This window comes from Pseudomonas sp. PMCC200344, assembly GCF_030053095.1.
Classification (GTDB): Bacteria; Pseudomonadota; Gammaproteobacteria; order Pseudomonadales; family Pseudomonadaceae; genus Aquipseudomonas; species Aquipseudomonas svalbardensis.
In genome coordinates this window covers 3,569,746-3,583,130 of the sequence record NZ_CP125618.1, presented here as the reverse complement: position 1 = coordinate 3,583,130, position 13,385 = coordinate 3,569,746, and the positions used below count along the sequence as shown (strand labels likewise).

Sequence of the window (13,385 nt, the reverse complement as noted above, 5' to 3'; positions counted from 1 at the left end):
GTTGAGCGTACAGGCCTCTTCGCAAGCAGGCTCGCTCCCACAAGGGGGGTGTTGTGGCAGAGGCATTGGTGAAGGAGAACAAGAACATGCGCATCGCACTAGACCCCTACATGTACCGCACCCTGTCCCTGGGCAAGATGGTCGATAAGGTCGCCGAGCTCGGTTACGAACACATCGAACTCTCGCCCCGGGAAGATTTCCTGCCGTTCTACAAAGCTCCGCGGGTCGACAAAGCGCGAATCAAGGAATTTCGCAAAGCCCTGAGCGACAACGGCGTCAAGCTCTCTTCCTTGTTACCGATGTACCACTGGGCCGCTGCCGACGAAGGCCTGCGTGTTGCCGCCGTACGCAACTGGAAACGGGCGATCCAGATTGCCGTGGAGATGGACTGCGAGCTGGTCAACACCGAGTTCACCGGCCAGTCAGACAACTCGCTGGTCTGTGAGAACCAGTTCATGCGCTCCATGGACGAGCTGATTCCGGAGTTCGAGCGCGAAGGTATCAAGCTTGATATTCAGGCTCATCCTTACGACTTCTGCGAGCGTAACAACGAATCGGTGGACATCATTCGCGGTCTGGATCGCGAGTGGATCAACTACCTTTACGCGGCGCCGCACACCTTCTTCTATGACGACGGCAAAGGCGATATCGCCTCGATGCTCAAGTATGCCGGGTCGAAGCTGAGCCACCTGATCATCGCCGATACCTACAACCACAAGGCTTCTTCCGGGTTGCGCTACATCGTCAACCCGCCGGGTGTCGTTGCCACCGTGCACCAGCATCTGGACATCGGTCAGGGTGAGGTCGATTGGGATGCGTTTTTCGGCACCTTGCGCGAGATTCAGTTCGACGGCATCGCTACGGTCTCGGTGTTTGCCTGGGAAGACCGGCCGGATGAGTCCAACCGGATGATGCTTGAACGGGTCAAAAGCGAACTCTGTCGCTAAGACCTACACAACACCCTGTGGGAGTGAGCCTGCTCGCGAAAGCGGCGTGTCAGGCGACATCAATATTGACTGTGCTGCCGCCTTCGCGAGCAGGCTCGCTCCCACAAGGGCCGTGTGTGTCCAGTGAGTGGTTTACATAACAATAAAAAGGAGTTGATTCATGCGTATCGGACTTGTCGGTTACGGCCATGGTGGCCGGTTTTTCCATGCTCCGCTGATCAGCAGTTTGCCGGCGGCGACGTTCGTCGGTGTGGTCACCCGTTCGCCTGAGCGCCGACAGTTGCTGGCGACCGAGCACCCAGGGGTGCCAGCGTTCGACAGCATCGGCCAACTGGTGGAGGCCGGGATCGATGTGCTGGTGGTGTCCACTCCGCTCAAGGGCCGTCCGGCACTGGTGCTCGATGGCATCGAACACGGTGTGGCGGTGGTCAGCGATAAACCGTTCGCCGCTGACGCGCAGCAAGCCCAAACCCTGATCACCATGGCCGAGCGCCAGGGTGTGCAGCTCAGCGTCTACCAGAACCGTCGCTGGGATTCGGACTTCCTGACCGTGCGCAAACTCATCGAATCCGGTGCGTTGGGTCAGGTCACCCGTTTCGAATCGCGGATCGAGCGTTATTCACCGCAGGCGGTGAACAACGGCAGTGGCGGTGGCTTCCTGCGCGATCTCGGTAGCCACCTGGTGGATCAGGCGTTGCTGTTGTTCGGCCCGGTGACACGGGTCTACGCCGAACTGGATTACCTGGAAAAAGGCCAGGTCTTCGATAACGGCTTCTTTGTGGCCCTGACCCATGCCAGTGGCGTCACCTCCCACCTGGGCGGCAGTTGCCTGCAAAACACCCCCGGCCCGCGCTTTCGGGTGACCGGCTGCCAAGGTTGTTACAGCGTCGATGGTCTGGACGGGCAAGAAGCATCGGCACTCGCCGGGCTCTCGCCAAAATCCGAAGGTGAGCGCTGGGGCGTTGAAGAGCATCGCCGCTGGGGCTGGTTCGAACAGGGCGAAGTGCGCGAGCGGGTTCCCTCCGAGCGCGGTTGCTGGAATCAGTTCTATTTACAGCTACAAACCGCGTTGCAGAGCGGAGGCCAACTGCCTGTGGACGCCCGTGATGCACTGGCGACCACCCGCGTGCTAGACGCTGCGCGACTGAGCTTCGAGCGGCATCAAGTGGTGGAATTGAGCCCGTTCAAGAGCCATGGAATAAAATCAGAACAAAATTCTAAAATGAGTTGATATAGAAATTATTTTCCAATAAAGTCATTTTCAGCGACCTGCCTCGCAACCTGTTTCAACCCTTTTCCCGCTTGCCTGCTTACTGAAATCGTCACGCCTCATCCATAAAACCAACAAGAATGTGGAGAAAGACTTTTCATGAAGACCAAGACCCGCTTCGCCTCACTTGCCTTGTCCCTGATGTTCGCCAGTGGCGCGGCGCTCGCCGATATGAAGATCGGCGTCAGCATGTCCCAATTCGATGACACCTGGCTGACCTACCTGCGCGAATCCATGGACAAGAAAGCCAAGTCCTATCCCGAGGGCGTGCAGCTGCAATTCGAAGACGCCCGCAGCGACGTGGTCAAGCAGTTGAGCCAGGTCGAAAGCTTCATCAGCCAGAAGGTCGATGCCATCGTGGTCAACCCGGTGGATACCGCCGCCACCAGGAAAATCACTGAAGCCGCCGTCAAGGCCGGCATCCCGCTGGTCTACGTCAATCGCCGCCCCGATGACCTGAAGCTGCCCAAAGGCGTAGTCACTGTCGCCTCCAACGATCTGGAGGCCGGTGAAATGCAGATGCAGTACCTGGCCGACAAAATGGGCGGCAAGGGCGACATCGTGATTCTGCTGGGCGACCTCGCGAACAACTCCACCACCAACCGCACCAAGGGCGTCAAGGACGTTCTGGCCAAATACCCGAACATCAAGATCGAGCAAGAGCAGACCGGCATCTGGTCGCGGGACAAGGGCATGACCCTGGTCAACGACTGGCTGACCCAGGGCCGCAAGTTCGACGCGATCGTGTCCAACAACGACGAGATGGCGATTGGCGCGGCCATGGCCCTGCAACAGGCGGGTGTCGAAAAGGGTAGCGTGCTGATCGCCGGTGTCGACGGTACGCCCGACGGTTTGAACGCGGTGAAGAAGGGCTCCCTGGCCGTCTCGGTGTTTCAGGACGCCAAGGGTCAGGCCGACGGTTCGATCGACACCGCTGTGAAAATGGCCAAGAACGAGCCGGTTGAACAGGCCGTGTGGGTGCCATACCGCTTGATCACCCCGCAAAACGTCGACACGTTCAAATAGCCCGTCCGTTCAATAACAACAATAAATACGCAAGGTTGCGACCGCGACCTTGCTGATGGAGTACCTGATCATGTTCGCTTCAGCGACTGCTTCGAGCACCCCGTTGGTGGGTATCCAGCCAGCTGCAACACCTGTCGATGAGCCGTACCTGCTGGAGATCATCAACGTCAGCAAGGGATTTCCCGGTGTGGTGGCCTTGTCCGATGTGCAGCTTCGGGTACGCCCCGGTTCCGTGCTGGCCCTGATGGGCGAAAACGGTGCAGGCAAATCCACCCTGATGAAAATCATTGCCGGCATCTATCAGCCGGACGCCGGTGAACTGCGCCTGAGAGGCAAACCGGTGGTTTTCGAAACGCCATTGGCAGCGCTCCAGGCCGGGATCGCGATGATCCACCAGGAGCTCAACCTGATGCCGCACATGAGCATCGCCGAGAACATCTGGATCGGCCGTGAGCAGCTCAACGGTTTCCACATGATCGACCACCGTGAAATGCATCGCTGCACCGCGAAACTGCTGGAACGCCTGCGGATCAACCTCGATCCGGAAGAGCAGGTCGGCAACCTGAGCATCGCCGAACGGCAGATGGTCGAGATCGCCAAAGCCGTGTCCTACGATTCCGACATCCTGATCATGGATGAACCGACCTCGGCCATCACCGACAAGGAAGTCGCGCATCTGTTCTCGATCATTGCCGACCTCAAGAGTCAGGGCAAAGGCATCATCTACATCACCCACAAAATGAACGAAGTGTTCAGCATCGCCGATGAAGTGGCGGTGTTCCGTGACGGCGCCTACATCGGCCTGCAGCGAGCCGACAGCATGGACGGCGACAGCCTGATTTCGATGATGGTCGGCCGCGAGCTGAGTCAGTTGTTTCCGGTGCGTGAAAAGCCGATCGGCGATCTGTTGCTGTCGGTGCGTGACCTGAAACTGGACGGCATTTTCAAGGATGTTTCCTTCGACCTGCACGCCGGCGAGATCCTCGGCATCGCCGGGTTGATGGGCTCGGGGCGGACCAACGTTGCCGAAGCGATTTTCGGCATCACCCCGAGCGACGGTGGCGAAATTCGTCTTGACGGCGAAGTGGTGCGCATCAGCGATCCGCACATGGCGATCGAGAAGGGCTTCGCGTTACTGACCGAAGATCGCAAGCTCAGCGGCCTGTTCCCGTGCCTGTCGGTGCTGGAGAACATGGAAATGGCGGTGTTGCCGCATTACGCCGGCCACGGTTTCATCCAGCAAAAAGCCCTGCGCGCCTTGTGCGAAGACATGTGCAAGAAGCTGCGGGTGAAAACACCGTCGCTGGAGCAGTGCATCGACACCTTGTCCGGCGGTAATCAGCAGAAGGCCTTGCTGGCACGCTGGCTGATGACCAATCCACGAATCCTGATTCTCGACGAGCCGACCCGCGGTATCGATGTCGGCGCCAAGGCCGAGATCTACCGACTCATCTCCTACCTCGCCAGCGAAGGCATGGCGGTGATCATGATTTCCTCGGAGCTGCCGGAAGTGCTCGGCATGAGCGACCGGGTGATGGTCATGCACGAGGGTGACCTGATGGGCACCCTCGACCGCAGCGAAGCGACCCAGGAACGAGTGATGCAATTGGCCTCGGGCATGTCCGCGGTTCACTAATGGATGCCGGCGCTGGTTGTGGCCAGCGTCGGCGACGCGATAGAAGGGTGAGTGTTTATGAACGCGATACTGGAAAACAAGCCAGCAACCGCACCGGTCAAGAGCCGCCGGCGCTTTCCGACCGAATTGAGTATTTTTCTGGTGCTGATTGGCATCGGCCTGGTCTTTGAAGTGTTTGGCTGGATCGTGCGCGACCAGAGCTTCCTGATGAACTCCCAGCGTCTGGTGCTGATGATCCTGCAGGTGTCGATCATCGGGCTGCTGGCGATCGGCGTGACCCAGGTCATCATCACCACCGGCATTGACCTGTCTTCCGGCTCGGTGCTGGCGCTGTCGGCGATGATCGCTGCCAGTCTGGCCCAGACGTCGGACTTCGCTCGGGCGGTATTCCCGTCGCTGACTGACTTGCCAGTGTGGATTCCAGTGATTGCCGGGCTTGGGGTGGGACTGCTGGCGGGGGCCATCAACGGCAGCATCATTGCCATTACCGGTATCCCGCCGTTCATTGCCACCCTCGGTATGATGGTCTCGGCTCGTGGCCTCGCGCGTTACTACACCGAAGGCCAACCGGTGAGCATGCTCTCGGATTCCTACACGGCTATCGGACACGGCGCGATGCCGGTGATCATTTTCCTGGTGGTCGCGGTGATTTTTCACATCGCCCTGCGTTACACCAAGTACGGCAAGTACACCTACGCCATCGGCGGCAACATGCAGGCGGCGCGTACTTCGGGGATCAACGTCAAGCGGCATCTGGTGATCGTCTACAGCATCGCGGGGTTGCTGGCAGGTCTGGCGGGTGTGGTGGCGTCGGCACGGGCCGCGACCGGGCAAGCCGGGATGGGCATGTCTTATGAGCTGGACGCAATTGCCGCAGCAGTGATCGGCGGCACCAGCCTGGCCGGCGGAGTAGGGCGCATCACCGGTACGGTCATCGGCGCACTGATCCTCGGGGTCATGGCCAGCGGTTTCACCTTCGTCGGCGTCGATGCTTACATCCAGGACATCATCAAAGGCCTGATCATTGTGGTGGCAGTGGTCATCGATCAGTACCGCAACAAGCGCAAACTCAAGCGCTGAGCCTCAGATAAAGCAGCCAATGCGCCACGCCTGACCCGCGTGGCGCAGCCGTTTGTCTTCTATATACAGCCGCTCGATTGAATTTCTTGCTATAAACGCACTCCGATAACCATCGCAAAGACTGCCGTAGAGCACTTTCAGGGCTTTGTCGGACAAATTCGCTGTCTTTTCAGTTGCTGAGGCCTCAAGTCGGCCTTAGACTGCCGCCCCTCGTAAATTGAGTGCCGGGTGGCGCTTGGAATTAAACGGCGCCGTTCCGATGACCAACCCAGGTCAGCCGGAACGCTCCCTAATTCGCCTTAATGCACGTTTTTTTATAGAGATATCAATGACAAAGGACAAGTTGCTGGCCATGCCGGCGGATGACTACATGAATGCCGAGCAACATGCTTTTTTCTCTGAGCTGTTGCAGAACATGAAAGTCGAAACCCATGAGCGCATCGAACAGAACCGCATCGCCATCGAAAGCCTGGACACCCCGGCCGATCCGGCCGACGCGGCTTCTGTTGAAGAAGAGCGCACCTGGCTGGTGAACGCGATCGATCGCGACCAACGCATGCTGCCTCAGTTGGAACAGGCTCTGGAACGCATCAAGGAAGACAGCTTTGGCTGGTGCGACGACAGCGGCGAGGCCATTGGCCTGAAGCGCCTGCTGATCAGCCCGACCACCAAATACTGCATCGAAGCTCAAGAGCGTCACGAACAGATCGACAAGCACCAGCGTCAGGCCTGATTTCGTAACGCCCCGCATCGCGGGCAAGCCTCACTCCTGTCAGGAGCAAGGCTTGCCCGCGATGCTTTTTTTCGTCTGCGAAAAACCCGCGTACTTCTATTGATCTGCTGCAATGCCCACTACTAATGGACCATAGATAATGGCCTTGTGGTGGCGTTTAATGCCGATACAACAATTAGAATGACTCGGGGGATGACGAAGATGACGCGTGACGGATCTGTGGTTGCAGCAGTGTCTGCACCCGTACTTTTGCCGAAAAACCTTTGGCTGACGCCGACTCTGCAAAGCATCGCCCTGATGCTCTTGTTGTGCGGCATGACGCTGGGCGGCTGGTCGCTTTACCTTGGCCTGCCACTGGCCGTGCTGATTATCTGGCTACCTCGCTTGCGCTCGCGCGCCATCCCGCAGGCATTCCCCGTCGACAGCGCCAGCGCGATTGCCGAGTTGACTCGCGATCTTTCCTACACCACCAGTCATAACGCGTTGTCTGCCGCCGGTGTGGCCTTTTCGGTCAAGCAACTGGCCGACAAACTGCAATCGCAGCTCGGTGCCGCGGCGCAGATTGTCAGCAACGCCGAAGTGATGATCGCGACCGAACAAGCCACCTCGACACTCAGCCGGGAAGCCCTCAGTGCGGCCAGCGAGGCCCATCGGAGCAGCGCGGCAGGACGTACGGAGCTGATCGAGTCCATCGCCCGTATGCATCAACTCAGTCAGCGCGCCAGTAACAGCCGTGAACTGATCGAAGCCCTGAGCCTGCGCAGTGATGATATCCAACGGGTCACCCTGGTGATCCAGTCCATCGCCAGCCAGACCAATCTGCTGGCATTGAACGCGGCTATCGAGGCGGCGCGGGCCGGCGAGCATGGTCGCGGATTTGCGGTGGTGGCCGATGAGGTTCGCGGTCTGGCCGCGCGCACCGCGACGGCCACTGGCGAAGTCGGGGAAATGGTCGCTGATATTCAGCGACGCACCGCGCAAGTGGTGGAGCAGATCCGTCAACTGTCCAGCGACCTCGACACTGGTGTCGAGCAGGTCGAGCACACCGGTCAGCACCTGGAGAACATTGCGCGTCTGGCTGCCGGCGTCGAAAGCCAGGTCGGGGAAATCGCCAGGGGCGCCGACACCAACCGCGAACAACTCGATAGCTTGTTTCACGCCATCGAACAGATGCGCAGCGACCTGGCGATCAGCGACCAACAGACCCAGCGCCTGGCCCAGGCCGCCGTGCAAATGGAAGGTCAGGCGGAAACCATCAGCGAACGCCTCGCCGAAGTCGGGCTGGATGACTACCACCAACGGATTTATGACCTGGCCCGCGAAGGCGCGAGTCAGATCGCGGCGCGCTTTGAAGCGGATATCGACGAGGGCCGCGTGAGCCTCGAAGATCTGTTTGACCGCAATTACCAAACGATTCCCAACACCAGCCCGGCCAAGTACCAGACCCGCTTCGATCGCTACGCCGATCAGGTCTTGCCGGCGATCCAGGAACCCTTGTTGCCGCGTCATGAAGGCCTGGTGTTTGCCATCGCCTGTACGCAGCAGGGCTATGTGCCGACCCACAACAAGGTCTTTAGCCAACCCCTGACCGGTGATGCGCAGGTCGATACCTTGCAGAACCGCACCAAACGCAAGTTCGCCGACCGCACCGGAATCCGCTGCGGCAGTCACCAGCAGGCCGTACTGCTGCAAACCTACACCCGCGACACCGGTGAACTGATGCACGACCTTTCGGTGCCGATCATGCTCAAGGGCCGGCATTGGGGTGGTCTACGGTTGGGTTATAAGCCGGAAAGCCCTCGTTGAGGCCCCTCCTACAGGGGAATGCGTGCACTAGTCGCGATGCAGGCTAGTGAATCTGATGCATGCGCAGGTTCAGGTCGTCGACTACCCGCGCCCAATCCGCGTCTTCACGCAATTGTTCTTTCAGGAAGCCTGCTTGCTGCGGGGTCCAGAACTCGGCATCGATGAGTTTCTTGTCGTCGGCCAGGGGTGAATGGCTGGCAATGAAATCGTCGATGGCCTTCTCGCTGGAGTCCAGACCGAGTTGGTCGAACAAACCTTTCAAGTCGTGTGTAGTTGAATCCATCTTCATCTCCTTGAGAGTATTCAGTCGCATCGAGTGCGCAATCGGCAGTGCAGTGTCATTGCATCTGAGGGAACCGCGCGCCAAGAGTTCGATAGGGGTTTAGCAGCTTTCTGCGGATTCGCCACCATGGTGGCACTAGGCTATTGCCTGTCGGGGTTTCAACGATTACGATGCCGTCGCGTTTTTGGCGTCACTGAGCCGCCATTCAAAGAGTTCGAACAAGGATGTAGGCGACACTCGGTCCCCCAGGTTTACTGCCGTTCAGTGCTGAATTGCCCATCCCTCGCACGATTTTCTTTCGAACCGACGCATCCCCGATCCCGCATTAAAAGGATGTATGCAGTGAAGCGTCTTGTTTATCTGATGGCCATTGCGCTTGGCCTGTCATTGACTGGCTGTGTGTCTTTCACCCCGCTGGGTCCCATCGGCGAACCCTTGAACCCCGCGCCATCCACCCTTGATCGCAGTGCCGAGATCAGTGACGTGGTGATCTCCGCCCCGGAGCTGGACGATAAGGTACGTGTCGCCGGTAGCCGGCAGTTGACCGAGCAGATCAGCACCTACGTCGACAAAAGCGATTACTTCAAGCGAATCGTGGTGTTCCCAGCCAAGGCCGGTGAGGATGACGTGGTGCTCAAATTCAACCTGACCTCGCTCGCAGGCAAACGCACCATGCACCCGGCTTACATTCCCGGTGCGCTAGTGACCTTGACCCTCTGGATTTGGGTCGACGGTCCGATTTACGTCGACAAATACGACCTCGCGGGCGAACTGATCATCGAAGACCGTCAGGGCAAGCAACTGGCCAGGTCTGTCGAGCAGGTCAAGCTCGACAAGAATGTCGGACTGTGGAACGCCGATTATCTCAATCCCCGCCTGGGCGGTAGCCAGTTGCGCGAGTTGATCGCTCAATTGCTGGCCGGTGCCACCCCTCAACTGCGTACACCGTCAAAGGAATTGGCAGCACATGAATAAATACTTTTTAGTTGTACTGGTGTTGGTCAGCAGCACCCTGACCGGCTGCATTTCCTACTCCCAGCATGACTTGCCACCGGTGGATCAGTGGCCGCCGGCCCAGGCCAGACAAGACAAGCCCAGTGCTTATCTGCACGTGACCACTCAGCAGCAGTTCAACGGCGAACTCTCGGGTGGCGTGGGCAATGCGGCGCTGGTGGAGAAGAACATGCTGGAAACCTTTAAGGAATCCGGACAGTTCAAAAACGTGACCACCGACAAAGTCGACTCGAACCTGTACGTCACGAGTACCTTGACCAACAACGAGCAGGGCAATATCGCCAGTGCCTGGCTGACGGGGTTCACGTTCTTCGTGATCCCGACGACATTCAGCAATACCTTCACGCTGGAAACGGTGTTCAAGGATCAGGAAGGCAACGTGCTGGGCAAAATCGTCAAACAGGAGAGCACTCGCACCTGGTTGCAGATCCTGCTGATTGTTGGGTTGCCGTTCAATGAACGAGGGGACGTGCTGCTCAAGCACTTGACCCAAAGCACGCTGGATGAAGCGGTCAAGCGCAAGCTGATCTGATTGGTTATCGATAGGAAGGCGTGCAACCTGTGCAAGGTTGGCACGCCGCAGGCATCTCTCGGGTCGAGGTGCCGACCCTGCCGGCGAGGCAGGTTTTAGCCTGATACAGCGCGCTGATGGACATGAAAAACGCGCTGTTCATTGCCGGTTCCCGGGTTCGTCCACCCCATCTCAGGCTTTCAATGCACCTTCATCGACGGCAACCTTCAGCGCCTTGGCGGCATCCAGGGCGGCAACGGCGGCAGCGTCCGAGGTCTTGAACCAGCGATCCTTCTCGACCTGGTGATAGGTCACGGTGGTCAGCGGTGGTTTGGCACGCATGATGATGACTGCCTGGAATTCGCCTTCGACTTCTCTGGCTTCGCCCCGGATAAAAAATTCACCGATATCAAATTCCGTCACGTAGCAGCCTTCCCTTGAAATATTCTGTTGTTTTGAACGCCGCCCACCCTGGGGACGGGTTTCATTGGTCGGGCAGTATGGCAGTAGTTGCATGCCGGCGGCTGAGTTAAGTCGCCGGCATGACGAAGCGTCTATGGAAATGAATTTGGCGGGACCGTCAACCGCGTAACTCGAGCCAGCGGGCAAGGGCGCAGGCTTCGTTATGATTGCCGCGGAAACCTCTGACGCGGCCGGTGGAAATTTCCTTGATATGAAAAAAGGCATTGCCGGCCAAAATGACCTGAAAGCGTGGCCGGGCGAGCTCTTCAGGGTAGTATTCATGCGGTTGAAACATCCCTGGGGGCAGTGTCCCCGAGCTGTTCGTATTGGGCGCCTGAGGGTGAGCAAAATGTGTCAGCGTGCACATATGAAGTCCTTTTCGTTGTTTTACCGACGTGTGTACGTGGTTTTGGGTAGTCTCGATGAGCATCGCTGCTCTAGAATCACCGTCAGTGTTTGGCGATCGACGTTCATCTAAAGCAATTTTTTGCTGGCGATATGTCGGAAAAGTGCTTTTTTTAAAGAGCATTTTCCCTAAAGTTGGTAGTCCCGTTTTTCTGGCCGTCGGGAGGGCTTTTTCCTTCAACCTCTGACGAACGCCAGGCAAGACGACGTGAGTGTTGTTCCAGTAGTCTTCTCAAACCTCGCGATGGATGAGCCCTCTGCTCGTTTCAGGATTTCAACCCGGGTCTTTTTTGCGACACCTTCGGCATTGCCGCTTTTTTCTGCTGTGCGCTATTTTCCTGCGTGCAGCATCATTTTCAGATGTGGGGATGTTTCCTTGGCAGTAAGTAATCTCGATATGCATGCTTTGTTCGTGCTGGGTGATTTGCGCGCAAAGCTGGTTAAACAGTTCCAGTCACGTTTTGTTTACATCACCGAACAGAACGCTGAAGGCATTTACATTGCCGAGATCGACACCGAAGAGGCGCTAGTGGTTGATGACAAACCCGGGCTTAAACTCAAGGTCGGCGATCATTTCAGCGCCTCTGTATTACCCAGTCGCGAAGGCGGCAAGCTGGACATCAAGTTCCGCGAAATCAAACTGACGGTTTACGGCCTGGGTGATTACGCGTTCGTCACCACCGCTGATGGCCACGGGATCGTGTTCAAGGAAGGTCATAGCGCGGTGATGGTGTTCGCCGCTCACCAACAGTTGCAGGAAGGCCTGACCAAAACCCTGAAAGCCGTGACCGCCAAGGCTGCCAAGTGGCGCAAAGGGGAACTGGTCACCTTCAAGGCCAGCGAATAATGCCCCTGACCCGCGCCGACTTCCACGAACAGAACCAGACCAGTGCGCAAGCCGAAGCCCAGCGGCTGTTCGACCAGAAGGCTGTTTTGCAAGGTGCATGGCTGGGTTGGGTGGCGTCACAGATCTATACGTTGCGTCCGGCGGAATACGCCAGCATGGTACGAAGAGCGCTGGCGCGCTTGCAGGAACCTCCCGAAAACTGATTGACCTCCCTCGAAAGCAGGAACCTCTACTACAGTCAGTTGACTGAGTATTCAGAGGCTTTGCGGTCTTCTGCCAGGCCATCCTGCTATTGCTGTGAACAGCACGAGGTGCAAAAGCATGAACGGATTTCGACGGTTGCTGGCCGCTACCCTGGCCACTTTCGGATTGTTGGCTTCACCCGTTCCGGTGTTCGCTGCCCAGGCGCCGATCCACTTCGCCGACCTGAACTGGGAAAGCGGCAGCCTGATCACCGATATCCTGCGGATCATCGTCGAGAAGGGCTACGGGCTGCCGACCGATACCTTGCCGGGGACGACCATCACCCTGGAGACCGCACTGGCCAACAATGACATTCAGGTGATTGGCGAAGAGTGGGCCGGTCGCAGTCCGGTTTGGGTCAAGGCCGAGGCCGAAGGTAAAGTCGTGAGCCTCGGCGATACGGTCAAGGGCGCCACCGAAGGCTGGTGGGTGCCCGAATATGTGATCAAGGGCGATCCTGCGAAAGGCATCAAGCCGCTGGCGCCGGATTTGCGCAGTGTCAGCGACCTGCCGCGCTACAAGGGGGTATTCAGTGATCCGGAATCCCCGGGCAAGGGGCGCTTCCTCAACAGCCCGATCGGCTGGACGTCGGAGGTGGTCAACAAACAGAAACTCAAGGCGTATGGGCTGGACGACAGCTATGTGAATTTCCGCAGTGGTTCGGGGGCGGCACTGGATGCGGAGATCAGTTCTTCGATTCGTCGCGGCAAACCGGTGTTGTTCTATTACTGGTCGCCTACGCCATTGCTCGGCCGCTTCAAACTGATTCAGCTCGAAGAGCCGCCGTTCGACGCCGAAGCCTGGAAGACCCTCACCGACGCCGACCACCCGAATCCGAAACCGACGCGCTCACTGCCCTCGAAGCTATCCATTGGCGTGTCCACGCCATTCCAGAAGCAGTATCCGCAGATTGCCGAGTTCTTCAGCAAGGTCGACTTGCCAATCGGTCCGCTGAACAAGGCGCTGGCCGAGATGAGCGAAAAACACACCCCGCCACGGCAGGCGGCAGAGGCGTTCATGAAGGCGCACCCGGACGTGTGGCAGGCCTGGGTGCCCAAGGATGTGGCGGATAAAGTCTCTGCCGAGTTGAAGTGATGCGGTGAGTTTGATGGCGCCTTCGCG

General features: G+C 58.2%; 15 protein-coding genes. 12 read left to right on the top strand and 3 right to left on the bottom strand.

Features of this window, described 5'->3' with window-relative positions; genetic code table 11:
* Positions 1 to 86: 86 nt before the first annotated feature.
* From QFW87_RS16190 to QFW87_RS16160, 7 genes are all read left to right on the top strand, one after another.
* Complete coding sequence (locus tag QFW87_RS16190) at positions 87 to 947, top strand: sugar phosphate isomerase/epimerase (protein ID WP_283183987.1); 861 nt, start codon at positions 87 to 89, stop codon at positions 945 to 947.
* A 160-nt stretch (positions 948 to 1,107) separates the two neighbouring features.
* Positions 1,108 to 2,178 (top strand): Gfo/Idh/MocA family oxidoreductase, encoded by a 1,071-nt coding sequence (locus tag QFW87_RS16185; protein ID WP_283188240.1) that lies wholly within the window; start codon positions 1,108 to 1,110, stop codon positions 2,176 to 2,178.
* Positions 2,179 to 2,316: 138 nt separating this feature from the next.
* On the top strand, positions 2,317 to 3,243 hold the full coding sequence (locus QFW87_RS16180) for a sugar ABC transporter substrate-binding protein (protein ID WP_283183989.1): 927 nt from the start codon (positions 2,317 to 2,319) through the stop codon (positions 3,241 to 3,243).
* A gap of 70 nt (positions 3,244 to 3,313) precedes the next feature.
* The gene (locus tag QFW87_RS16175) at positions 3,314 to 4,879 is read left to right on the top strand and encodes a sugar ABC transporter ATP-binding protein (protein WP_283188239.1); all 1,566 of its coding nucleotides are present in this window, start codon (positions 3,314 to 3,316) and stop codon (positions 4,877 to 4,879) included.
* A gap of 57 nt (positions 4,880 to 4,936) precedes the next feature.
* On the top strand, positions 4,937 to 5,959 hold the full coding sequence (locus tag QFW87_RS16170) for an ABC transporter permease (protein WP_008153855.1): 1,023 nt from the start codon (positions 4,937 to 4,939) through the stop codon (positions 5,957 to 5,959).
* Between the two features lie 328 nt (positions 5,960 to 6,287).
* Positions 6,288 to 6,692 (top strand): TraR/DksA family transcriptional regulator, encoded by a 405-nt coding sequence (locus QFW87_RS16165; RefSeq protein ID WP_007907888.1) that lies wholly within the window; start codon positions 6,288 to 6,290, stop codon positions 6,690 to 6,692.
* Positions 6,693 to 6,893: 201 nt separating this feature from the next.
* On the top strand, positions 6,894 to 8,498 hold the full coding sequence (locus QFW87_RS16160; protein ID WP_283184553.1) for a methyl-accepting chemotaxis protein: 1,605 nt from the start codon (positions 6,894 to 6,896) through the stop codon (positions 8,496 to 8,498).
* A 43-nt stretch (positions 8,499 to 8,541) separates the two neighbouring features.
* Here the strand turns inward: QFW87_RS16160 and QFW87_RS16155 are convergent, their stop codons facing one another.
* Entirely contained in the window at positions 8,542 to 8,781 is a 240-nt protein-coding gene (locus QFW87_RS16155; protein ID WP_283183991.1) for a DUF2789 domain-containing protein, read from the bottom strand.
* 342 nt (positions 8,782 to 9,123) lie between these two features.
* Between QFW87_RS16155 and QFW87_RS16150 the strand changes: the two genes are divergently transcribed.
* Positions 9,124 to 9,756, top strand: coding sequence for a hypothetical protein (locus QFW87_RS16150; protein ID WP_095133458.1), 633 nt, complete (start codon positions 9,124 to 9,126; stop codon positions 9,754 to 9,756).
* The gene (locus tag QFW87_RS16145) at positions 9,749 to 10,327 is read left to right on the top strand and encodes a hypothetical protein (RefSeq protein ID WP_283183992.1); all 579 of its coding nucleotides are present in this window, start codon (positions 9,749 to 9,751) and stop codon (positions 10,325 to 10,327) included. The genes QFW87_RS16150 and QFW87_RS16145 overlap by 8 nt, the downstream gene beginning before the upstream one ends.
* A gap of 171 nt (positions 10,328 to 10,498) precedes the next feature.
* Here the strand turns inward: QFW87_RS16145 and QFW87_RS16140 are convergent, their stop codons facing one another.
* Positions 10,499 to 10,729 (bottom strand): hypothetical protein, encoded by a 231-nt coding sequence (locus QFW87_RS16140; protein ID WP_283183993.1) that lies wholly within the window; start codon positions 10,727 to 10,729, stop codon positions 10,499 to 10,501.
* Between the two features lie 157 nt (positions 10,730 to 10,886).
* Positions 10,887 to 11,135, bottom strand: a complete 249-nt coding sequence (locus QFW87_RS16135) for a hypothetical protein (protein ID WP_283184554.1) — start codon at positions 11,133 to 11,135, stop codon at positions 10,887 to 10,889.
* 414 nt (positions 11,136 to 11,549) lie between these two features.
* Here QFW87_RS16135 and QFW87_RS16130 point away from each other — a divergent pair, with 414 nt between their 5' ends.
* From QFW87_RS16130 to QFW87_RS16120, 3 genes are all read left to right on the top strand, one after another.
* On the top strand, positions 11,550 to 12,020 hold the full coding sequence (locus tag QFW87_RS16130) for a hypothetical protein (RefSeq protein WP_283183994.1): 471 nt from the start codon (positions 11,550 to 11,552) through the stop codon (positions 12,018 to 12,020).
* Positions 12,020 to 12,223 carry a hypothetical protein gene (locus QFW87_RS16125; RefSeq protein ID WP_283188238.1) on the top strand — a complete coding sequence of 68 codons (204 nt, stop codon included), beginning with the start codon at positions 12,020 to 12,022 and terminating at the stop codon, positions 12,221 to 12,223. Before QFW87_RS16130 ends, QFW87_RS16125 begins: the two co-directional genes overlap by 1 nt.
* Before the next feature lie 118 nt (positions 12,224 to 12,341).
* A complete protein-coding gene (locus QFW87_RS16120) occupies positions 12,342 to 13,358 on the top strand; it encodes an ABC transporter substrate-binding protein (RefSeq protein WP_283188237.1) in 1,017 nt (338 codons plus the stop codon).
* Positions 13,359 to 13,385 lie beyond the last annotated feature (27 nt).

What these genes read in the sequence shown, in the direction of transcription:
- QFW87_RS16190 (WP_283183987.1), top strand. Translation starts at nt 87, where the DNA reads ATGCGCATCGCACTAGACCCCTACATGTACCGCACCCTGTCCCTGGGC.
- QFW87_RS16185 (WP_283188240.1), top strand. Translation starts at nt 1,108, where the DNA reads ATGCGTATCGGACTTGTCGGTTACGGCCATGGTGGCCGGTTTTTCCAT.
- QFW87_RS16180 (WP_283183989.1), top strand. Translation starts at nt 2,317, where the DNA reads ATGAAGACCAAGACCCGCTTCGCCTCACTTGCCTTGTCCCTGATGTTC.
- QFW87_RS16175 (WP_283188239.1), top strand. Translation starts at nt 3,314, where the DNA reads ATGTTCGCTTCAGCGACTGCTTCGAGCACCCCGTTGGTGGGTATCCAG.
- QFW87_RS16170 (WP_008153855.1), top strand. Translation starts at nt 4,937, where the DNA reads ATGAACGCGATACTGGAAAACAAGCCAGCAACCGCACCGGTCAAGAGC.
- QFW87_RS16165 (WP_007907888.1), top strand. Translation starts at nt 6,288, where the DNA reads ATGACAAAGGACAAGTTGCTGGCCATGCCGGCGGATGACTACATGAAT.
- QFW87_RS16160 (WP_283184553.1), top strand. Translation starts at nt 6,894, where the DNA reads ATGACGCGTGACGGATCTGTGGTTGCAGCAGTGTCTGCACCCGTACTT.
- QFW87_RS16155 (WP_283183991.1), bottom strand. Translation starts at nt 8,781, where the DNA reads ATGGATTCAACTACACACGACTTGAAAGGTTTGTTCGACCAACTCGGT.
- QFW87_RS16145 (WP_283183992.1), top strand. Translation starts at nt 9,749, where the DNA reads ATGAATAAATACTTTTTAGTTGTACTGGTGTTGGTCAGCAGCACCCTG.
- QFW87_RS16135 (WP_283184554.1), bottom strand. Translation starts at nt 11,135, where the DNA reads ATGTGCACGCTGACACATTTTGCTCACCCTCAGGCGCCCAATACGAAC.
- QFW87_RS16125 (WP_283188238.1), top strand. Translation starts at nt 12,020, where the DNA reads ATGCCCCTGACCCGCGCCGACTTCCACGAACAGAACCAGACCAGTGCG.
- QFW87_RS16120 (WP_283188237.1), top strand. Translation starts at nt 12,342, where the DNA reads ATGAACGGATTTCGACGGTTGCTGGCCGCTACCCTGGCCACTTTCGGA.